Source organism: Reyranella sp. (genome assembly GCF_004296935.1).
Classification (GTDB): domain Bacteria; phylum Pseudomonadota; class Alphaproteobacteria; order Reyranellales; family Reyranellaceae; genus Reyranella.
In genome coordinates this window covers 76,629-96,074 of the sequence record NZ_SCVH01000083.1, presented here as the reverse complement: position 1 = coordinate 96,074, position 19,446 = coordinate 76,629, and the positions used below count along the sequence as shown (strand labels likewise).

The window sequence follows — 19,446 nt, the reverse complement described above, 5'->3', positions numbered from 1 at the left end:
GCTCTTCCGATCTGTCGCGAGATGCGGAGCTCTCGGCCGTGGAAGCGGCCGGCGGGGCGGCGACGGACATGATGGAAGACTTCATAGTTAACGTTTACGTAAACGTCAATGTGGGTTTACGTAAACGGAAGGGAGCGAAATGGCGATCTATCAGCTGAACGACCGCAAGCCGGTCATCCCCGCGTCCTGCTACATCGCCGAGGAGGCCACGATCATCGGCTCGGTGATCCTGGGTGAACGCGTCAACATCTGGTTCGGCGCGGTGCTGCGCGGCGACAACGAACCGATCGTGATCGGCGACGACAGCAACATCCAGGAACTCTGCGTGCTGCACACCGATCCCGGCGCGCCGCTCACCATCGGCAAGGGCGTGACGGTGGGTCACCAGGTGATGCTGCACGGCTGCACCATCGGCGACGGCGCGCTGATCGGCATCCAGTCGGTGGTGCTGAACCGCGCCGTGATCGGCAAGGACTGCCTGGTCGGCGCCGGCGCGGTGGTGACCGAGGGCAAGAGCTTCCCCGACCGCTCGGTGATCTTCGGCGCGCCGGCCAAGGTGGTGCGCGAGCTGAACGAGGAGAACGCCACGCGCCTGCGCATGAGCGCCGAGAGCTACGTCGTGCGCGGCCAGAACTACAAGGCGAACCTGAAGCGCATCGGCTGACGCCATGATCGAGGCGCTGGATCACCTCGTCATCGGCGGATCGGCGGCGGTCTACGAGGCGCTACTGGGCCGCCGCGCGCACGACGGCCGGCTGCGTACCGGCAATGTCGGCCTGGCCTTTGCAGGCGGCGCTCCGGGGCTGCAGTCGATGGTGTTCGCCACACCCGACCTCGACAAGGCGGCGAAGCTGCTCGAGAGGCGCGCCGTTGCCACGACGCGCGTGGGCGATGCGCTCGCACTCACCGGCCACGGCGTGGCGATCGGGCTCGCGGCGAAAGAAAGCGAAGCGCCCTCGCCGCTCGCGGCCGACGAGGCCGCGTGCGTTTCCGCGCTCGACCATGTCGTGGTGCGCACGCCCAACCCCGAGCGGGCGATCGCCTTCTATGCCGGCCGGCTGGGACTCGATCTTCGGCTCGACCGCAGCAACCCGCAGTGGGGCGCGCGGCTGCTGTTCTTCCGCTGCGGCGACCTGGTGGTCGAGATCGCACATGACCTGAAGAAGGGCATGTCCGACGCACCCGACCAGCTCTGGGGCCTCTCGTGGCGCGTGCCCGACGTCGCCAAGGCGCATGCGCGCCTGAAAGCCGCCGGCCTCGACGTCAGCGAGCCGCGCGACGGCCGCCGGCCCGGCAGCCAGGTCTTCTCGGTCAAGAACAGGACCGAGGGCGTCCCCACTCTGATTATTGGCGGCATCGGGCGCTGGTAGTCATGCGACGGCTGGCACTTCTGCTTTTTCTGACCGTCGCTGCCTGCGCCGCCCAGCCGACGGTGACCAAGCAGGCGAAGGACCTGGCTCCGCTCGGACCCTGCCCGCCCTCGTCGTGGAAGCCGGAGGCGCCGCCGCCGACGGCAAGCGCCAAGACCTCGATGGTCCTGCTCGCGGTCGGCGAATGGGCGCGCTTCGGCCGCCAGGTCACGATCTATTCCGCCGACGCGCCGCCACGCACCGAACAATTGGGCGTCCAGGAACGCGACGCGCCGGAACGCATCGCCGACTATTGGCGCGCCGTCGACAAGCCCAACCGCACCGGCCTCGACGACATTCCCTGGTCGGCCGCCTTCATTTCCTGGGACATCGAGAGCGCCGGCGTGCCGCGCAGCCTGTTCTGCCCCAGCCAGACCCACACGATCTATGTCGAGCGCATGGTCGAACGAGCGCGCCAGCCCAACGCCGTCTTCATCCCGCAGCCGCCCCAGGCGCGCGCACCGCAGGTCGGCGACCTGATCTGCGCCTCGCGCAACGGCGGCGGCACCACGCTCGACAACCTCAACCGCGGCGCCGGACACTGCGATATCGTGGTCGAAGTCCGGCCCGGCGAGGTCGACGCCATCGGCGGCAACGTGGGCGACTCGGTCACACGCAGCGTCTTTCCACTGGACGAAAGCGGGTTTTTGTCGCCCATTTCCGCCCGTCCGGTATTCACCGTGATCGAGAATCGTCTGCCTTAGGGAATCGTCCATGTCAGCGCTGTCGCTCTACGACTACGTCATCATCGGTGCCGGATCGGCCGGCTGCACCATGGCCAACCGGCTCGCCGCAAAGGACGGATTGCGGATCCTGGTGCTCGAGGCGGGCGGGCCCGACAAGTCCTTCATGCTCAGGATGCCGGCGGGCTTCGCCAGCCTCGGCGAGAAGTCGCCCTACAACTGGCACTACGAGACCACGCCGCAGAAGCACTGCAACGACCGGCGCATGTACTGGCCGCGCGGCAAGACCTTGGGCGGCTCATCCTCGATCAACGCCATGCTCTACGTGCGCGGCCACGCCTGGGACTACGACCAGTGGCGCCAGCTCGGCAACGAGGGCTGGAGCTACAACGACGTCCTGCCCTACTTCAAGAACGCCGAGAACAACGAGCGCGGCGCCGACGATTTTCACGGCGCCGGCGGGCCGCTCAACGTCGCCGACCAGGTCGACCCGAGCCGGCTCAACGAGGCATTCCTCAAGGCCGCAGAGCAGGCCGGCCACAAGCGCGTCACCGACTTCAACGGCGCCGAGCAGGATGGCGTCGGCTACTACCAGGTGACGCAGAAGGACAAGGCGCGCTGGAGCACGGCCAGTGCCTACCTGCGGCCGGCGGTGGCGCGCGGCAACAGCCATGTCGAAATCATCACCAATGCGCTCGTCGAACGCATCATCTTCGACGGCACACGCGCCATGGGCGTGCGCTACGTCGTCGACGGCCGCGATGAAGTCGCGCGCGCCAACCGCGAGATCATCCTGTGCGGCGGCGCCGTCAATTCACCGCAGCTGCTGATGCTGTCGGGGGTCGGCCCGGCCGATCACCTGACGTCGCTCGGCATCACGCCGATCGCCGACCTGCCCGGCGTCGGCGGCAACCTGCAGGATCATCTCGACGCGGCGCTGCTGCAGTTCTGCAAGACGCACGACACCTACGACACCGCCAACAAGCTGGTCTCGCTCTACCAGTACGTGGTCAACAAGAAGGGCCCGGGCACCTCGCCGATCGCCGAGTCGGGCGGTTTCCTGCGCACGCGTTCGGGCCTCGCCGCCCCCGACGTCCAGCTCCATTTCCTTCCCGTGCTGGTGATGGATCACGGCCGCACCAAGCTGAACAAGAACGGTTTCAGCCTGCATGTCTGCGCGCTCAGGCCCGAGAGCGCCGGCACCATCCGGCTGCGCAGCAATGACCCGAAAGACACGCCGCTGATCGATGCCAACTACCTGGCCGAGCGCAAGGATCTCGATACGCTGATCGCTGGCGTAAAGATGGGCCGCGATATCTTCGCCCAATCCGGGCTCGATCCCTACCGCGCCGAGGCGCTCCAGCCCGGCGCTGCCGCCAAGACCGACGCCGAACTCGAGCAGTGGATCCGCGCCAGGTGCGAGACGATTTATCACCCGGTCGGCACCTGCAAGATGGGCCCGGCCACCGACAGCATGGCGGTCGTCGACGACAAGCTGCTGGTGCGCGGCATCGAGGGCCTTCGCGTGGTCGATGCCTCGGTGATGCCGACGCTGGTCGGCGGCAACACCAACGCCCCGACCATCATGATCGCCGAACGCACCGCCGCCATCATGCACGCGGCGGGGCTCACGAACTGAGCGCGAGCCGCCATGAATGAGTTCGGGCGGGCGCTGAGACGATGGCGCCGCCTGCGCGGCGTCAAGCAGAGCCATGCCGCGGAGTTATTCTGCGTCACCCAGGCGACACTGTCGCGCTGGGAAAGCGGGCGTCACCGCATTCCGGGCAAGGCAGCGCATGAGCTCTCGCGCCTGCTCCGCGCGCCGCTCGACGCCGCGGGCGATGCCGGGTTGCGGCGGCTGGTCGAGAGCTCGGTGCTTCCGGTCCACCTGATCTGCGACCTCTCGCACCGCTTGCTGGCGGCTTCGCCCGCCCGCTTCGCCACCTGGAACGCAGATGCGGCCGAGCTGCGCGGCGTGTCGCTGTGGGGCTTCGCCACCGACGAGATCCGCCTGGCCGAGAGCCGGCTGGGCGAACTCGGCTGGTACGACGACAACGTCGCGCAGGTGAGCTTCCGGACCGGCGCCAACGACAACCCGATCGATCCGGGCATCCTGATGTGGGAGCGGCTGCAACTCAGCGACGGGACCCTGGCCCGTCTGGTGACCACCATCAGGCACTAGCGAATACTTTATTCGTGGGCCGGCGCGTGGCGCGTCCCTACAGTCGCCGGCATGACGACCTCCTGGGGACGAATTTCCCTGCTCTACGGGATCGGCGTGCTGTCGGCCGGCCAGCTCGGCATCGTGCCGCCGCTGGTGCCGGCGCTGCAGCGCGACCTCGGACTGTCGCTCGCCATGGCCGGCATGGCCGTGTCGATCATCACGCTGGTCGGTGCGGTGCTGGGCCTGCTGGCCGGCGGCTGGTCCGAAAGGGTCGGCCACGCGCGCGCGCTGCGCATCGGCATCCTGACCATGGCGTCGGCGGCGGCACTCTGCGCCGCGTCGCACGACGCCACGACCCTGCTCGCCGCACGCGGCCTGGCGGGCATCGGCTATCTGCTGGTCGTCGTCGCCGGCCCCTCCTTGATGGCCAGCACCTCGGAGCCGAGGCACCACGCCTTCACGCTGTCGCTGTGGGGAACATTCGTGCCGGTCGGCATCGCGATCGCGGGACTCGTCGCGGCCGGTTTCGCCGATCGTGCGGGCTGGCGGATGGTCTTCGCCGGCGACGCCGTTGTCCTGGCCCTTGCCTTGATCGTGGCCCTGATCGTGGCGCGGGGCGCCGCCCCGGACCTTCGCGCGCCCCAACCAAGCCCCAGCGCCGTCACGCTCCGATGGCTCGGTCCTGCGGTCCCGCTGTCGCTCGGATTCTTCTGCTTCGCGCTGCTCTTTCTCGCGCTCGCCGGTCTGTTGCCGACCTATCTCGTCGAACGGTGCGGCCTGGCTGTCGCAGAAGCCGGACGATTCATCGCCATCGCCACCGCCTTCGGAATCGCCGGCAGCCTTCTCGCCGCCTGGATGATGCGGCGCGGCGTGTTGCCCGGCATGCTGATCGCGGTCGGGCTGATCACCTCCACCGTGATCGCCGCCTTCGCCTTCAGCGCTGCGGCGCCGGTGCCGCTCGCCGTCACGGGCTTCGCCGTCTCGTTTGCCCTCGGCGGGCTGGTGCCGGCGGCGGCCTTCGCCTCGGTGCCGCTGATCGCCGTGGACCCGCGCGCGATCGGGCCCATCAACGGGCTGCTGGCGCAGGCAGGCAGCCTCGGATCGCTGGCCGGCCCGCCACTCCTGGCATTGTGGGTCGAGTGGGCCGGCTGGTCGCTGGCGCCGGTGCTCCTGCTGGCCGTCGCGGCGATCGGTGCTGCGAGCGCACTCGTCGTTGCCGCGCCTCGGCGCTGAGACCTAGCTGCGCTTCTCGACCACCAGCAGCCACGGCCTTCCGCCGACCGGCTGCAGCCGGCCGCGCGAGTCGACCGGATAGAGGCTCATGGTGACGCTGTTCTTCACATTGCCGCCCACGGCATGGACGAAACCGCCGCGCACGTCGGTGACGACATCGCAGTGGTTCGCTGTGTTGTCGATGCGCCGGTGCGCGGTGCGCGAATCGGCGTGGCGCCAGGTCGGGCCCGCCGTGCCGCTACAGACGAGGTCACCCGGCTTGGGCGAGTATTCGTTCGGCGCATGAAGGTAGAACGGAGCGCCTCGCTGCTTCTCGCGATCGTAGAGCGCGGCGAGGTAGCTGCCGTGGCGACCGTCGCGCGGGAACTGCTGGGGCGTGTAACCGGACCTGGCCATCACCCAGGACACGAACGCGCCCGACCACGGCTTGCTGGACGTGCGGCCGTTCCAATCCGGCTTACCGCAGGCGCCCCAGTAATCGCCGACGCGGCTGGCGAGCGGCTCGCTGCGTTCGCTGACGCCGGTCCGGTTGGTGTAGCCATTGGCCTGGCCGCCGTAGACGACGGTCGAGCGGCCGAATTTGGTCCATTCCTGCCACGCCGTCAGGGCGACGCGGTCGGTCGGCGGCCGTTCGCTGTAGCCACCGCCGTAACGGGAGCTTCCAGAACTGCCGCAGGCGGCCAGAAGAAGGGTGAGCAGAAGAGTTGCTGGCAGCCGGAGACCGAACACACGGGAGGAGGGTGCGGCGGGCGACTGCCAGCGAACACGAACACCGACGAAGGGGCTGCCGTAGTTCATGTATAACTTGCAGGGGAAAAAATAAACGATTGTTATTATTGCTTATTAAACTAACACGAATACTGAACAATGTCATGCTTGGATAATCCTGCCGAGGTCCGCCGCCTGGAAGAACTGGCCTTCCGGGGCTGGCCCGCCCTGGAGAGCCGCGATTTCGCCGGCTGGCGCCTGCGATTCTCCCACGGCTATACAAAAAGAGCGAATTCGATCAATCCCTTGGGCCCGGAGGCTCAGTGTGACCCTGAGGTCGTCTCGGCCTTGGAGGCGCCCTATGTCGACCTCGGCCAGACACCGACCTGGCGACTGACACCGCTGGCGCCGCCAGCCATCCGTCCCCTCCTGGCCGTTCGCGGCTATCGGGCGATCGAGCGCAGCCTGCTGCAGGTCTGCCCGCTGCACGCGCGCTTCGCCGCCGACGCCGCCGTTCACATCTACCCCGCGCCCACGGCCGCGTGGATAGAAGCCTTTTGCCTCCACAGCCCGGTGCCGCCGCAGCATCGCGAGACCATGCAGCGCATGCTGGCGGCAATCGCGGCGCCGGCGGGCTTCGCCTTCGTCGAGGAAGCCGGCCAGCCGATGGCCATGGCGATCGGGGCGATCGAGGGCGATCACATGGGCCTGTTCGACGTGCTGGTGATGCCGGCAGCCCGCCGTCGCGGGCTGGCGCGACGGGTCACCGAAAGCCTCTATGCCTGGGCGTGGGGCCATGGCGCACGCTTCGCCTATCTGCAGGTCGTCGCCACCAACGCTGCGGCGTTGCCGCTCTATGCCGACCAGGGCTTTCGCACGGTCTATGGCTACGAGTATCTGCTGCCGCCTTGACCCCCCGGCGCCTCGCCTCACATAGTCGGCGCCGGGAGGAACATAAAATGTCGAACTATCCTTGGGAGAAGAGCTATCCGCCCGGCGTGAAGTGGGAGCTCGAGATCCCGAAGAAGACCATCCACCAGACCTTCGAGGACAGCTGCGCCCAGTACGGCGACCGGCCGTTCACCGATTTCCTCGACAAGGTGATGACCTTCCGCGACTACAAGGTGGCCTCCGACAGGGCCGCCGCCGGCTTCCAGAAGCTCGGCGTCAAGCCCGGCGTCCATGTCGGCCTCTACCTGCCCAACACGCCGCACTACATCATCGCCTTCTTCGGCGTGCTCAAGGCCGGCGGCATCGTCGTCAACTACAGCCCACTCGATGCGGCGCGCGAATTGGAGCACAAGATCGGCGATTCCGAGACCGACATCCTGGTGACGCTCGACGTCAACGCCCTCTACCCCAAGATGGCGGCTATGCGCGGCAAGACCCGGCTGAAGAAGCTGATCGTGGGCTCGATCGCCGACTACCTGCCGTGGCCCAAGAGCTGGCTCTATCCGATCGCCAAGAAGAAGGAGCTCTCGACCTGGCCGCGCGACGACTGGCACATGTCGTTCAAGGACCTGCTGGCCAACGACGGCAAGTACGCGCCCCATGCCTCGAACGACAACCTGTGGGACGAGGTCGCCATCCTGCAGTACACCGGCGGCACGACCGGCCTGCCAAAGGCCGCCATGCTGACGCACGGCTGCGTCATGTCGGCGATGAGCCAGGGCATGGCCTGGACCAAGCCCTACACGACCCCGGGCACGGAAAAGGTCGTGTGCGTGCTGCCGCTGTTCCACATCTACGCACTGTCGGGAATCATGCTGGGCGCGGTGGCCAACGGCAACCAGCTCATCCTCTACCCGCGGCCCGATATCGACATGATCGTGGCCGATCTCTCGACCAAGAAGCCGACCTTCCTGCCCGGCGTGCCGACACTCTATACCGCGATCCTGAAGCATCCCAAGGCGCAGGGACTCGACCTCAAGTCGCTGAAGATCTGTATGTCGGGCGGCGCGCCGCTGCCGGTCGAGGTGCAGCAGAGCTTCGAGAAGCTGACCGGCGCCACGCTGATCGAGGGTTACGGCCTTACCGAAACGTCGCCGACCGGTGCGATCTGCCCGGTCGACAAGACCGTGCGCCGCACGGGCTCGTGCGGCCTGCCGATGCCGGGCACCATCATCGAGATCCGCGACATGGAGAACAAGGACCGTGTCCTGCACGCCGGCAAGGACCAGGTCGGCGAGGTCTGCATCATCGGCCCGCAGGTCATGAAGGGTTACTGGAAGAAGACCGAGGACACCGAGCAGGTGCTGTTCAGCCATCCCGCCAGCAACTGGAAGGGCCTGCGCACCGGCGACATGGGCTACATGGACGAGGACGGCTGGCTCTACCTGGTCGACCGCTCCAAGGACCTGATCATCTCGTCGGGCTACAACGTCTACCCGCGCATGATCGAGGAAGCGGTCTACGAGCATCCGGCGGTCGACGAGTGCATCGTCATCGGCATCCCCGATCCCTACCGCCAGGAAGCGCCCAAGGTGTTCGTGAAGCTGAAGCCCGGCGCCTCGCTCACCTTCGAGGAGCTGAAGAAGCATCTGGAAGGCAAGATCGGCAAGCACGAGATGCCGGTGGCGCTCGAGATCCGGGCCGAACTACCCAAGACTCCGGTCGGCAAGCTCTCCAAGAAGGAACTCAAGGAGGAAGAGCGCGCCAAGGCGAAAGCCAAGGCGGCGTGAACTTTTCGGGCTCCTCTCCCCCTTGGGGGAGAGGTAGGGTGAGGGGGTGATGCGGCGCATGACCCACCTCACCTCCCCCACGCTCACGCGTGGGTCCCCTTCCTCGCCCCCCGCTAAAGCGGGCGGAGAGGACGTTTTGCGGAGATCGTTCCTGTTGGGCGGTGCCGGCGTCGTCCTCGGCGGCTGCTTCGACCGGCCCTGCCACGAGCGCATTCCGGCGCAGAAGGCGTTCCTCAACGGACTGCAGGCGCTGGCCAGGCCCGCGCTCGGCTCCAACAATCCGCTCGCCGTCGAGGAGGCGGCGCGGCAGAGCGTGGCGCTGGCTGACAAGGTCGGCGCCTTTTCCGACTGGTGCGGCACCATCCGGAAGATCGAGGGCACCGCCCAGACAGCCGCCGTCACCATCGAGGTCGGCGGCCAAGTTTCGCTCTACGCATTCAACGACTGGGCGCTGGCCTTTGCCGGCTCGGTAACGGACCTTTTCTCCACACGATCGCGTCAAACGCCGCCGCCGGGCCTTTCCGAAGCGGCCATCGCGGCGCTAAAAACCCTGCGGCTCGGTGAACGCGTGACGCTCTCCGGACGGATGGGCGAGATCGCGGGCTCCGGCGTGTTCGATCTCTCCCGCCTGTTCGGCAAGAGCGACGCGGAGCACCGCCAGTTCCTGCAGACGCCACGCTTCGTGGCGCGCATCGAGGCCCTCGCGGCATCGAAGAAGACCTAGAAAGGACTCCGAGTGCCGTCTTTCAATTACGATTTCCCCTACTCGACCAAGAAACTCCCGATCTTCGCCGGCAACGTCGTGGCTTCCTCGCAGCATCTCGCGGCGACGGCCGGACTGCGCATGATGGCCAGGGGCGGCAACGCGGTGGATGCCGCGATCGCCAGCGCGATTGCCATCACGGTGGTGGAGCCGACCATGAACGGCATCGGCGCCGACGCCTTCTGCATCCTGTGGGACGGCAACAAGCTCGTTGGTCTCAACGCGTCGGGCCATTCGCCCGGGCTGATGACGCCCGACCAGTACAAGGGCCAGGACAAGATGCCCAACGTCGGCTGGGGCAGCGTCACCACGCCGGGCGCGGTGTCGCTCTGGATGGAACTGCACAAGCGCTACGGCAAGCTGCCCTTCGCCGACCTGTTCGAGCCGGGGATCAAGTATGCGCGCGACGGCTTTCGCGTCTCCTACATGGTCTCGCGCCAGTGGGAGCGCGCCATCGACCGGCTGAAGGGCCAGGAGAGCTGGGTGAAGGCCTTCCTGCCCGGCGGCCGCGCGCCCAGGCCGGGCGAGTTGTGGAAATTCCCGGACCAGGCCAAGACGCTCGCCAAGATCGCCGAGAGCAAGGGCGAGGCCTTCTATCGCGGCGAGCTCGCCGAGGCGATGGACAAGTACGCCAAGGAAACCGGCGGAGCTCTGCGCAAGGAAGACCTCGCCGCACACAAGCCCGACTGGGTCGACCCCATCGGCCTCAGCTACCGCGGCACGACGCTGCACGAGATCCCGCCGTCGGGTCAGGGGATCGCGGCCTGCATGGCGCTCGGCATCCTGGAGAATTTCGACATCGCCGGCCACGATCCTGATGGCCCGGAGGTCGCGCATCTCCGCATCGAGGCGATGAAGCTCGCCTTCGCCGACATCTATCGCTACGTGGCCGATCCGCGCTTCATGGAAGTGACGCCCAAGCAGATGCTCGACAAGGCATACCTCAAGAGCCGCGCCAAGCTGATCGACGCCAAGAAGGCCAAGGACTTCGGCCCCGGCACGCCCAAGGACGGCGGCACGATCTATCTCGGCACCGCCGACGAGTCCGGCATGATGGTGTCGCTGATCCAGTCGAACTACACGGGCTTCGGTTCGGGCATCGTCGTGCCGGGCACCGGCATTGCGCTGCAGAACCGCGCCACCGGGTTCGTCACGACCAAGGGCCATGCCAACGAGGTCGGCCCCAAGAAGCGGCCGTTCCACACCATCATCCCGGCCTTCATCACCAAAGACGGCAAGCCGGTGGCGACCTTCGGCCTGATGGGCGGCGCCATGCAGCCGCAGGGCCACATGCAGGTCTTCTCGCGCATCGTCGACTACGGCCAGAACCCGCAGGCCGCCATCGACGCGCCACGCTGGCGCGTGCACGAGACCGACGGCACGGTCTGGACCGAGGATCACATGCCGGCCGACACGGCGACCGGCCTCGAGGCGCGCGGCCACAAGCTCACGCGCACCAAGGCGCCGAGCTTCGACTTCGGCTCGAGCCAGATCATCTGGCGCTATCCCGACGGCGGCCCCTATCTCGGCGCGTCCGAGAGCCGTCGCGACGGCGCTGCGGTCGGCTTCTAGCCATGAGCGGCACCGTCGTCTCGATCCAGGACGGCGGCTTTGCGATCAACGGCCGGCCGACTTACGCCGGCCGGAGCTGGAAGGGCCATCGCATCGAAGGGCTGCTGTTCAACAGCCGCATGGCCAATGCCATCGCCGACGACGAGAACCCTTCTACCCGCGGCGGCTGGGCCTATGCCGACGGCGACTGGGATGCCGAACGCAACACGGCGGAGTTCATTGCGGCACTCCCCGCCTACCGTGCGCACGGCCTGCTCGCGGTCTGCCTGAACATCCAGGGTGGCAGCCCGCAGGGCTACTCGTGGCATCAGCCGTGGAAGATCGGCGGCTTCACCTCCGAGGGTACGCTGAAGCCCGCCTGGGCGGCGCGATTGGCAAAGGTGATCGAGGCCTGCGACCGCCACGGCATGGCGGTGATTCTGGGTCTCTTCTACGGCAAGCAGAGCGGCACGCTGAAGGACGAAGCTGCCGTGAAGGCGGCCGTCACCAACACGGTCGACTGGCTGGTCGAAAAAGGCACGACCAACGTGCTGCTGGAAATCGGCAACGAGGTCGACCTCGAGAATGTCTGGGCGCACCCCATCATTGCCGCCGCGCGCTGCCACGAGCTGATCGAGCTGGCGCAAAGGCGCAGCAAGGGAAAATTGCTGGTGAGCACGAGCCTGATCGGGCTCGACGCGCCACCCGCCAGGGCCGTGGCGGCGGCCGATTTCCTGCTGCCGCACGGCAATCGTGTCCACGGACCCGACGGCCCTTTCCAGCCGAGCCCGCACGGCATCCGCCTGCAGGTCGCGCGCTGGCGTGCGGCACCGGACTATCGCGGCCAGCCGATCGTCTACAACGAGGATGATCACTTCGAGTTCGACAAGGCCGACAATCACTTCGTGGCCGCCGTCGAGAGCGGCGCGAGCTGGGGCTTCTTCGACTACCGCCGCTCGCGCGAACGCTTCGAGGACGGTTTCCAGTCGCTGCCGGTCGACTGGACGATCTCGTCGGCCCGCAAGCGCGGCTTTTTCGGATTGCTGAAGGAAGTCACGGGATGAACTGGGGCATGATGAGCCGGGCCGAACGCGACGCGGCCTACAACAATTCGATGGCGGTGAAGAACAGCGCCGAGCTCAGCGCCGCCCGCGAGGCCGCGTCCGCCGCCTTTCGCAAGGCACATCCCGGGCATCTCGACCTGCGCTACGGCGCCCGCGAGCGCAACACCTGGGACCTGTTCCCCGCCGCCAATCCCAATGCGCCCTGCATCGTGTTCATCCACGGCGGCTACTGGCAGCGCAACAGCAAGGACGGGTTCGCCAACCTGATCTCAGGCCTTCACGCCCGCGGCTGGGCCGGCGCGCTCCCCGGCTACACGCTGGCACCGGACGCCACGCTCAGCGAGATCGTGGCCGAGATCAACGCCGCGCTCGACTGGCTGGCGGCGAACGGCAAGGCGCACGGTATCGAGGGCAAGGTCGTGCTCTCGGGCTGGTCGGCCGGCGGTCACCTGACGGCCATGTGCCTCGGCCACAGGCGGGTGAGCGCCGGTCTGGCGATTTCCGGCGTCTACGAACTCGGGCCGATCCGCGACACCTACCTCAATGAAAAGCTGCAGCTCAGCGACGGCGAGATCGAGACGCTCTCGCCGATGCGCCTGCCGATGGTCGCCAAGCCGATGCTGATCACCTACGGCACGGCGGAGCTGCCGCCGCTGGTCTCGGACAGCCGCCATCTCCACGCCAAGCGCGCGGCGGGCCATTTGCCGGGCGCCCTGCTGCCGATCGCGGGTGCGGACCATTTCACCATCGTCCATGAGTTGCGCGACTCCGACGGCGCGCTCACCAAGCAGGCCCTTCTGCTCGCAGACTGAACGCTCACTTCCCGCAATATGCCTCGACCCTGTAGCCGTCGGGGTCGATCGCGAAGGCGGCGTAATAGTTCGGGCTGTAGTCGGCCCGCACGCCGGGTTTGCCGTTGTCCTTGCCGCCGGCCTTGAGGGCTGCGGCATGGAAGGCATCGACCGCCTTACGGTCGGGGGCGACGAAGCAGAAATGCAGGCCCGATTCCATGTCGGGCTTCACCGGCTTCTTGCTGGCACTGATCCACAGGCCAACCGCCTTGTCGCCGTAGCCCAGCGAACTCTCGCCATCGCTGAGCAGCGTGTAGCCCAGCGGCTTCAGCGCGGCGTCGTAGAACTTCCGGGTCCGGGCGATGTCGGCGACGCCGATGGAAACATGGTCGAACATGATCTGATCCTCCTATAACTTAATAACTGGTTATATGGTTATTCAGTCACATCAGCCTTGTCAACCACCCAACCGGTTACTAAGTCCTGATTATGAATCGCCCCGACCTGTGCCTGGAATTCGCCAATACGCGCTATTGGCGGGGGCAAGCCGCGCCGACCGAGACGCTGAACGCGCCCGAGGATCTCGCCGCCTGGACGGTGGCCAACGAGGGCCTGAAGGCCGCCAAGCCACCGGCGCGACGCGAGTTCGAGCGCGCACTCGAGTTGCGCGAGCTCGTCCATCGCCTGTTTGATGCCCACGCCCAGGCCAAGGCCCCGGCGGCACGCGACGTCGAAAGCCTGAACGCGGCGCTGGCAGAGGCGCCCGCGCGCACGATGCTGAAGCGCGAGCGCGGCGGCTACGCCTGGGATGTCGACATGCGCGCAGGCACGGCACTCGCCTTGCTCGCGCCGGTTCTTTGGACGGCGGGCGATCTGTTGGCCGGCCCCAGGCTCGGCCGCGTGCGGCGCTGCGCCAATCCCGAGTGCGGCTGGCTGTTTCTCGACGACAGCCGCGCCGGCAAGCGACGCTGGTGCTCGATGCAGAGCTGCGGCAACCGCGCCAAGGCGCGGCGGCATTATCACAAGAGTCGCGAGGCTTAGCGGGCAACAAAAAGGGGGCCATCGGGCCCCCTCTTCACAACTACTGTGCGGGCTTCCGCGCCTGTGAAGGCGCTGCCGCCCGCCCCATTTCGCGCTCAGCGCAAAATGGTTTGCAGTTTCATGGCGACGCCCATGTCGCCTTCGATCTTGAGCTTGCCGGTCATGAACGCGGTCATGCCGTCGAGCTTGCCGCCGATCAGATCGGCGAAGTCGCTGAAATCCATCTTGATCGTGCAGTCGGCGGCCTTGTCGTCATTGCTGACGGAGGGCGGGTTCTGCATGCCGTCGATATGGACAACGCCCTGATCGGTGCTGAACTTCACGGTATTGCCGAAGGCGGTCTTCTTCGACGCGCCTTCCTTCATCTTGGCGGTAATTTCCTGCAACGTCATGGTTTGCTCCCGGCTTTCGATGGACCCGCCCCGATTACTTGACCTTTACGTAAACGTCAACTACAGCCCGACCAACGAACCGCACATCACAACATGCTTTGATGCACGGGCTGCCGGCCGATAAGAGCCGGGGAGAAACGCGGAGGAAACATGTCGTATCGCTCGGTCTTCAAACCGGGGCTGTTTGAGGGCCAGACCGTCGTCGTGACCGGCGGCGGCAGCGGCATCGGCCGCTGCACGGCGCACGAAATCGCGGCCCTGGGCGCCCATGTCGTGATCACCGGACGCAAGGCCGAGAAGCTCGCAACGGTTAAGGCCGAGATCGAGGCGGCCGGCGGCTCCTGCGAGGGCCATACGTTCGACATTCGCGAGGAAGCGCAGGTCAAGGACGCGGTGGCAGCGATCGTGGCCCGCAACGGCCGCATCCACGGCCTGTTCAACAATGCCGGCGGCCAGTTCCCCTCGCCGGCCGCAAACCTCAGCGCCAAGGGCTTCGATGTCGTGGTGCGCAACAACCTCACCGGCGGGTTCATCGTCAGTCGCGAGGTTTTCACCCAGTCGATGCAGAACCACGGCGGCTCGATCGTCAACATGACCGCCGATTACCGCAACGGCTTCCCGAACATGGTGCATACGGGCGCCGCGCGGGCCGGCATGGCGAACCTCACAATGACGCTCGCCTACGAATGGGCGGTCGCAGGCGTGCGCGTGAATTCTGTGGCGCCGGGCTGGATCGCCTCCTCCGGCATGGACACCTACACCGGCGAGTTCAAGGCGCAGATCCCGAAGCTCAAGGGCTATAGCCCGCTTGGCCGGCTCGGCACCGAGAGCGAAGTCTCGGCCGCGGTCTGCTTCCTCTTGAGCGACGCCTCCGCCTACATCACCGGCACCGAAATCAGGATCGACGGCGGCGTGCCGCTTGCCAATCGCTCGGTCGACCTGCCGGTCGCCGACCGCTCCAAGCCTTTCAATGGCTTCCATCTCGCCACGACGCCCAAAGTGTTGGGAGGCGAGTGATCCATGCCGGTCCTTGAAAGCCAGATCGACATCAACAGCGACGAGTTCAGGCGCAACCGGGACGGGATGCTGGCGGCGATCCGGGAGTTCCGCGACGCCGAGGCCGTCGTGCAGGCCGCCACCGGAAAATCCCGCGCCCGCTTCGCCAAGCGCAAGCAGCTGATGCCGCGCGAGCGCATCGCCCTGCTGCTCGACCGAGGCGCGCCGTTCCTCGAGCTGATGAGCCTGGCCGGCTATCGCATGTTCGACGACAAGGACGGCACCGGTGCGGGCGGCGGCGCGATCGCCGGCATCGGCTACGTGCAGGGCGTGCGTTGCATGGTGTCGGCCTCCAACAGTGCGGTGAAGGGCGGCACCATCTCGCCGTCGGGCCAGCGCAAGGGCCAGCGCATGCAGCAGGTCGTGATGGAGAACAAGCTGCCGCTCGTCTACCTGGTCGAATCGGGCGGCGCCAACCTGATGTACCAGGCCGAGATCTTCATTCCCGGCGGCCGCGGCTTTGCCAACCAGGCGCGCATGTCGGCGCGCGGCATCCCACAGGTGACGGTCGTGCACGGCTCCTCGACGGCGGGCGGCGCCTACCTGCCCGGCCTCTCCGACTACGTCATCATGGTGCGCAATCAGGCCAAGGTGTTCTTGGCTGGCCCGCCGCTCCTGAAAGCCGCGACCGGCGAGATCGCCACCGACGAGGACCTGGGCGGTGCCGAGATGCACGCCACCGTCTCGGGTGTCGCCGAATGGATGGCCGAGAACGACGCCGACGGCATCCGCATGGCGCGCGAGGTGATCGCAACGTGGCACTGGAACGATCGCCTGCCGCCACGCAAGGACAAGCCGTTCAAGGAACCGCTCTACGACATCGCGGAGCTGTGCGGGGTCGTGCCGCCTTCGTACAAGGATCCGTACGACGTGCGCGAGGTGATCGCGCGCCTGGTCGACGGCTCGGATTTCCTCGAGTTCAAGGGCCTCTACGACCAGCAGACGATCTGCGGCTGGGCCGAGATCGAGGGCGAGCCGGTGGCCTTCATCGGCAACAACGGGCCGATCACCACCAAGGGCTCGGTCAAGGCCGCCCAGTTCATCCAGCTCTGCTGCCAGCAGGGCACGCCCATCGTCTACCTGCAGAACACCACCGGCTACATGGTCGGCACCGAGGCTGAGCGTGGCGGCATCGTCAAGCACGGCTCCAAGATGATCCAGGCGGTGGCCAACGCCACGGTGCCGCAGATCACGATCGTGATCGGCGGTAGCTTCGGCGCCGGCAATTACGGCATGTGCGGGCGTTCCTACGATCCGCGCTTCATCTTCGCCTGGCCCAACAGCCGGACGGCAGTGATGGGCGGTGAGCAGGCGGCGGGTGTGATGAAGACCGTGACCGAGCAGAAGTTCCTGCGCGAGGGCAAGGAGCCGCCCACGGAGCAGATCGACAAGATGTTCAAGGGCATCGTCGACCAGTTCGAACGCGAATCGACGGCGCTCTACGGTACGGCGCATCTGTGGGATGACGGCATCATCGATCCGCGCGACACGCGACGGGTACTGGCTTTCACGCTGTCGATCGCCCGCGAGTCGATCGTGCGGCCGCTCAATCCCATCACCTTTGGCGTTGCAAGGATGTAGCGAGATGAAATTCACGCCGGAACATGAGGCGTTGCGCCAGACCTGGAAGACGCTGATCGATCGCGAGGTCAATCCCTACGTCGATGAATGGGAGGCCGCCGGCCAATTCCCCGCCCATGAGCTGTTCAAGAAGATGGGCAATGCGGGCCTCCTGGGTGTCGACAAGCCGGTGCAGTTCGGCGGCTCGGGCCTCGATTTCTCCTACGCCATGATGTGCGCCGAATCGCTCGGCCTGGTGAACGGCGGCTCGATCCCGATGGCGACCGGCGTGCAGATTTCGATGGCGACGCCGGCCCTCGCCCGCTACGGCAGCGACGAGCTGCGCCAGGAGTTTCTCGCCCCGGCGATCAGCGGAGATTACGTGGCCTGCCTCGGCGTGTCGGAGACCGGCGCAGGCTCTGACGTGGCCTCGATCAAGACCACGGCCAACCGGGTCGGCGGCGACTGGGTGATCAATGGCGGCAAGATGTGGACGACCAACGGCGCCCAGGCCGACTGGATGTGCCTGCTCGCCAACACCGGCGACGGCCAGGCGCACAAGAACAAGTCGCTGATCATCGTGCCGATGAAAACCAAGGGCATCACCGTGGCCAAGAAGCTCGACAAGCTCGGCATGCGCGCCTCCGACACGGTGCAGACCTTCTTCGACAATGTGAAGGTGCCGGTGCGCAACACGGTCGGCCAGCCAGGCTCGGGGTTCATCTACCAGATGCAGCAGTTCCAGGAGGAGCGGCTGTGGGCCGGCGCCGGCACCTTGATGGGCTGCGACCGCATCATCAACGCCACCATCGACTATACGCGCGAGCGCAAGGTGTTCGGCCGGCCCCTGCTCGACAATCAGGTCGTCCATTTCCGCCTGGCCGAGCTCAAGAGCGAGGTCGAGGCGCTGCGTTCCCTCGTCTACCGAGCCTGCGAAGAATATCTCGCCGGCACCGACGTCACCATGCTGGCCTCGATGGCCAAGCTCAAGGCCGGACGGCTGCGCCGCGAGGTCTCCGATGCCTGCCTGCAGTACTGGGGAGGCGCCGGCTACCTCTGGGACAATCCCGTCGCGCGCAGCTACCGCGACGGCCGGCTGGGCTCGATCGGCGGCGGCGCCGACGAGGTCATGCTGCAGATCATTTCCAAATTGATGGGCACCCTGCCGCGCCTCGGGAATCGTTGAGATGCAGTTCACCCAGGAACATGACGAGATCCGCCGCACCCTGCGGAGCATCATCGACAAGGACATCAACCCGCATGTCGACAAGTGGGAAGAGGCCGGCATCTTCCCCGCCCATGAAGTCTTCAAGAAGCTGGGCGACGCCGGCCTGCTCGGCATCAACAAGCCGACCGAATACGGCGGCATGGGCCTCGACTATTCGTACGCCATGGTGATGGCCGAGGAGCTGGGCCACATCAACTGCGGCTCGGTGCCGATGGCGATCGGCGTACAGACCGACATGGCGACGCCAGCGCTCGCCCGCTACGGCAGCGATGCGCTGCGCCAGGAATTCCTGACGCCCTCTATCAGCGGCGACTACGTCGCCTGCCTCGGCGTCTCGGAAGTGGGCGCGGGCTCCGACGTTGCCTCGATCAAGACCACGGCCCGCAAGGTGGGCGGCGACTGGGTGATCAACGGCGGCAAGATGTGGACGACCAACGGCACCCAGGCCGACTGGATGTGCCTGCTTGCCGGCACCGGCGAGGGTCCGGCGCACAAGAACAAGTCGCTGATCTGCCTGCCGATGAAGACCAAGGGCGTGCAGATCGTGAAGAAGCTCGACAAGCTCGGCATGAGGAGTTCCGACACCGCACAGATCTTCCTCGACGAGGTCAAGGTGCCGGTGCGCAATCTCATCGGCCAGGAAGGCATGGGCTTCGTCTACCAGATGCAGCAGTTCCAGGAGGAGCGGCTGTGGGGCGCGATCAGTTCGGTTGTCGGGATGGGCCGGCTGATCGACCAGACCGTGGAATACACGCGCGAGCGCAAGGTGTTCGGCCGGCCGCTGCTCGACAACCAGGTGATCCACTTCAAGCTGGCCGAGCTCAGCACCGAAGTCGAGCTGGTGCGCTCGCTCTGCTACCGCGCCTGCGAGGACTATCTCGACGGCACCGATGTCACGATGCTGGCCTCGATGGCCAAGCTCAAGGCCGGCCGCATGGTCAGGCTCGTGACCGACGGCTGCCTGCAATACTGGGGTGGCGCCGGGTATCTCTGGGACTCGCCCACGGCGCGCGCTTTTCGCGATTCGCGCCTGGCCTCGATCGGCGGCGGCGCCGACGAGGTCATGCTGCAGATCATTTCCAAGCTGATGGGCACCCTGCCCCGGCTCGAGAACCGCTGATG

General features: G+C 66.7%; 20 protein-coding genes. 17 read left to right on the top strand and 3 right to left on the bottom strand.

Translation table 11 applies throughout. From position 1 onward, the window contains the following. Positions 1-139 precede the first annotated feature (139 nt). The 6 genes from EPO55_RS12050 to EPO55_RS12025 are packed head-to-tail and all read left to right on the top strand — an operon-like array spanning position 140 to position 5,489. The gene (locus tag EPO55_RS12050) at positions 140-664 is read left to right on the top strand and encodes a gamma carbonic anhydrase family protein (protein WP_296337063.1); all 525 of its coding nucleotides are present in this window, start codon (positions 140-142) and stop codon (positions 662-664) included. A gap of 4 nt (positions 665-668) precedes the next feature. Continuing rightward, a complete protein-coding gene (locus tag EPO55_RS12045) occupies positions 669-1,370 on the top strand; it encodes a VOC family protein (protein WP_296337061.1) in 702 nt (233 codons plus the stop codon). Positions 1,371-1,372: 2 nt separating this feature from the next. After that, positions 1,373-2,113 carry a DUF2272 domain-containing protein gene (locus tag EPO55_RS12040; RefSeq protein WP_296337060.1) on the top strand — a complete coding sequence of 247 codons (741 nt, stop codon included), beginning with the start codon at positions 1,373-1,375 and terminating at the stop codon, positions 2,111-2,113. A gap of 10 nt (positions 2,114-2,123) precedes the next feature. Next, positions 2,124-3,731 (top strand): choline dehydrogenase, encoded by a 1,608-nt coding sequence (locus tag EPO55_RS12035; RefSeq protein ID WP_296337059.1) that lies wholly within the window; start codon positions 2,124-2,126, stop codon positions 3,729-3,731. Positions 3,732-3,743: 12 nt separating this feature from the next. Then, positions 3,744-4,274, top strand: coding sequence for a helix-turn-helix transcriptional regulator (locus tag EPO55_RS12030; RefSeq protein ID WP_296337058.1), 531 nt, complete (start codon positions 3,744-3,746; stop codon positions 4,272-4,274). A 51-nt stretch (positions 4,275-4,325) separates the two neighbouring features. Beyond that, entirely contained in the window at positions 4,326-5,489 is a 1,164-nt protein-coding gene (locus tag EPO55_RS12025; protein ID WP_296337057.1) for an MFS transporter, read from the top strand. 3 nt (positions 5,490-5,492) lie between these two features. On the opposite strand, the gene EPO55_RS12020 is transcribed toward EPO55_RS12025, so the two are convergent. Then, positions 5,493-6,287 (bottom strand): DUF2272 domain-containing protein, encoded by a 795-nt coding sequence (locus tag EPO55_RS12020; protein ID WP_296337056.1) that lies wholly within the window; start codon positions 6,285-6,287, stop codon positions 5,493-5,495. Positions 6,288-6,356: 69 nt separating this feature from the next. On the opposite strand from EPO55_RS12020, the gene EPO55_RS12015 reads away from it, so the two are divergent. From EPO55_RS12015 to EPO55_RS11990, 6 genes are all read left to right on the top strand, one after another. Continuing rightward, the gene (locus EPO55_RS12015; protein WP_296337055.1) at positions 6,357-7,109 is read left to right on the top strand and encodes a GNAT family N-acetyltransferase; all 753 of its coding nucleotides are present in this window, start codon (positions 6,357-6,359) and stop codon (positions 7,107-7,109) included. A gap of 47 nt (positions 7,110-7,156) precedes the next feature. Beyond that, positions 7,157-8,878: a long-chain fatty acid--CoA ligase gene (locus EPO55_RS12010; protein ID WP_296337053.1), complete on the top strand. Its 1,722-nt coding sequence runs from the start codon at positions 7,157-7,159 to the stop codon at positions 8,876-8,878. A gap of 136 nt (positions 8,879-9,014) precedes the next feature. Continuing rightward, positions 9,015-9,602 (top strand): hypothetical protein, encoded by a 588-nt coding sequence (locus tag EPO55_RS12005; protein WP_296337051.1) that lies wholly within the window; start codon positions 9,015-9,017, stop codon positions 9,600-9,602. A 12-nt stretch (positions 9,603-9,614) separates the two neighbouring features. After that, complete coding sequence (gene ggt, locus EPO55_RS12000; RefSeq protein WP_296337050.1) at positions 9,615-11,213, top strand: gamma-glutamyltransferase; 1,599 nt, start codon at positions 9,615-9,617, stop codon at positions 11,211-11,213. Positions 11,214-11,215: 2 nt separating this feature from the next. Beyond that, complete coding sequence (locus EPO55_RS11995; protein WP_296337049.1) at positions 11,216-12,256, top strand: hypothetical protein; 1,041 nt, start codon at positions 11,216-11,218, stop codon at positions 12,254-12,256. Beyond that, complete coding sequence (locus EPO55_RS11990) at positions 12,253-13,068, top strand: alpha/beta hydrolase (RefSeq protein WP_296337048.1); 816 nt, start codon at positions 12,253-12,255, stop codon at positions 13,066-13,068. Before EPO55_RS11995 ends, EPO55_RS11990 begins: the two co-directional genes overlap by 4 nt. A gap of 4 nt (positions 13,069-13,072) precedes the next feature. Here EPO55_RS11990 and EPO55_RS11985 read toward each other — a convergent pair whose 3' ends face one another. Further along, a complete protein-coding gene (locus EPO55_RS11985) occupies positions 13,073-13,444 on the bottom strand; it encodes a VOC family protein (RefSeq protein WP_296337047.1) in 372 nt (123 codons plus the stop codon). 92 nt (positions 13,445-13,536) lie between these two features. Here EPO55_RS11985 and EPO55_RS11980 point away from each other — a divergent pair, with 92 nt between their 5' ends. Beyond that, positions 13,537-14,088 carry an ABATE domain-containing protein gene (locus tag EPO55_RS11980; RefSeq protein ID WP_296337046.1) on the top strand — a complete coding sequence of 184 codons (552 nt, stop codon included), beginning with the start codon at positions 13,537-13,539 and terminating at the stop codon, positions 14,086-14,088. A gap of 95 nt (positions 14,089-14,183) precedes the next feature. Here the strand turns inward: EPO55_RS11980 and EPO55_RS11975 are convergent, their stop codons facing one another. Continuing rightward, positions 14,184-14,480: an SCP2 sterol-binding domain-containing protein gene (locus tag EPO55_RS11975; protein WP_296337044.1), complete on the bottom strand. Its 297-nt coding sequence runs from the start codon at positions 14,478-14,480 to the stop codon at positions 14,184-14,186. Between the two features lie 150 nt (positions 14,481-14,630). Here EPO55_RS11975 and EPO55_RS11970 point away from each other — a divergent pair, with 150 nt between their 5' ends. The 4 genes from EPO55_RS11970 to EPO55_RS11955 are packed head-to-tail and all read left to right on the top strand — an operon-like array spanning position 14,631 to position 19,444. Then, positions 14,631-15,497: an SDR family oxidoreductase gene (locus EPO55_RS11970; RefSeq protein ID WP_296337043.1), complete on the top strand. Its 867-nt coding sequence runs from the start codon at positions 14,631-14,633 to the stop codon at positions 15,495-15,497. A gap of 3 nt (positions 15,498-15,500) precedes the next feature. Then, the gene (locus tag EPO55_RS11965) at positions 15,501-17,117 is read left to right on the top strand and encodes a carboxyl transferase domain-containing protein (protein WP_296337042.1); all 1,617 of its coding nucleotides are present in this window, start codon (positions 15,501-15,503) and stop codon (positions 17,115-17,117) included. 4 nt (positions 17,118-17,121) lie between these two features. Beyond that, on the top strand, positions 17,122-18,282 hold the full coding sequence (locus EPO55_RS11960) for an acyl-CoA dehydrogenase family protein (protein ID WP_296337041.1): 1,161 nt from the start codon (positions 17,122-17,124) through the stop codon (positions 18,280-18,282). Between the two features lies 1 nt (position 18,283). Next, positions 18,284-19,444, top strand: coding sequence for an acyl-CoA dehydrogenase family protein (locus EPO55_RS11955; protein WP_296337040.1), 1,161 nt, complete (start codon positions 18,284-18,286; stop codon positions 19,442-19,444). Positions 19,445-19,446: the final 2 nt, after the last annotated feature.

Excerpts from the sequence above, each read along its gene's own strand:
- EPO55_RS12040 (WP_296337060.1), top strand. The coding sequence starts at position 1,373 with ATGCGACGGCTGGCACTTCTGCTTTTTCTGACCGTCGCTGCCTGCGCC.
- EPO55_RS12020 (WP_296337056.1), bottom strand. The coding sequence starts at position 6,287 with ATGAACTACGGCAGCCCCTTCGTCGGTGTTCGTGTTCGCTGGCAGTCG.
- EPO55_RS12025 (WP_296337057.1), top strand. The coding sequence starts at position 4,326 with ATGACGACCTCCTGGGGACGAATTTCCCTGCTCTACGGGATCGGCGTG.
- EPO55_RS11970 (WP_296337043.1), top strand. The coding sequence starts at position 14,631 with ATGTCGTATCGCTCGGTCTTCAAACCGGGGCTGTTTGAGGGCCAGACC.
- EPO55_RS11990 (WP_296337048.1), top strand. The coding sequence starts at position 12,253 with ATGAACTGGGGCATGATGAGCCGGGCCGAACGCGACGCGGCCTACAAC.
- EPO55_RS11995 (WP_296337049.1), top strand. The coding sequence starts at position 11,216 with ATGAGCGGCACCGTCGTCTCGATCCAGGACGGCGGCTTTGCGATCAAC.
- EPO55_RS11965 (WP_296337042.1), top strand. The coding sequence starts at position 15,501 with ATGCCGGTCCTTGAAAGCCAGATCGACATCAACAGCGACGAGTTCAGG.
- EPO55_RS12035 (WP_296337059.1), top strand. The coding sequence starts at position 2,124 with ATGTCAGCGCTGTCGCTCTACGACTACGTCATCATCGGTGCCGGATCG.
- EPO55_RS12030 (WP_296337058.1), top strand. The coding sequence starts at position 3,744 with ATGAATGAGTTCGGGCGGGCGCTGAGACGATGGCGCCGCCTGCGCGGC.
- EPO55_RS12015 (WP_296337055.1), top strand. The coding sequence starts at position 6,357 with ATGTCATGCTTGGATAATCCTGCCGAGGTCCGCCGCCTGGAAGAACTG.
- EPO55_RS11960 (WP_296337041.1), top strand. The coding sequence starts at position 17,122 with ATGAAATTCACGCCGGAACATGAGGCGTTGCGCCAGACCTGGAAGACG.
- EPO55_RS11985 (WP_296337047.1), bottom strand. The coding sequence starts at position 13,444 with ATGTTCGACCATGTTTCCATCGGCGTCGCCGACATCGCCCGGACCCGG.
- EPO55_RS12050 (WP_296337063.1), top strand. The coding sequence starts at position 140 with ATGGCGATCTATCAGCTGAACGACCGCAAGCCGGTCATCCCCGCGTCC.
- EPO55_RS11980 (WP_296337046.1), top strand. The coding sequence starts at position 13,537 with ATGAATCGCCCCGACCTGTGCCTGGAATTCGCCAATACGCGCTATTGG.
- EPO55_RS11975 (WP_296337044.1), bottom strand. The coding sequence starts at position 14,480 with ATGACGTTGCAGGAAATTACCGCCAAGATGAAGGAAGGCGCGTCGAAG.
- EPO55_RS12045 (WP_296337061.1), top strand. The coding sequence starts at position 669 with ATGATCGAGGCGCTGGATCACCTCGTCATCGGCGGATCGGCGGCGGTC.
- EPO55_RS12010 (WP_296337053.1), top strand. The coding sequence starts at position 7,157 with ATGTCGAACTATCCTTGGGAGAAGAGCTATCCGCCCGGCGTGAAGTGG.
- EPO55_RS11955 (WP_296337040.1), top strand. The coding sequence starts at position 18,284 with ATGCAGTTCACCCAGGAACATGACGAGATCCGCCGCACCCTGCGGAGC.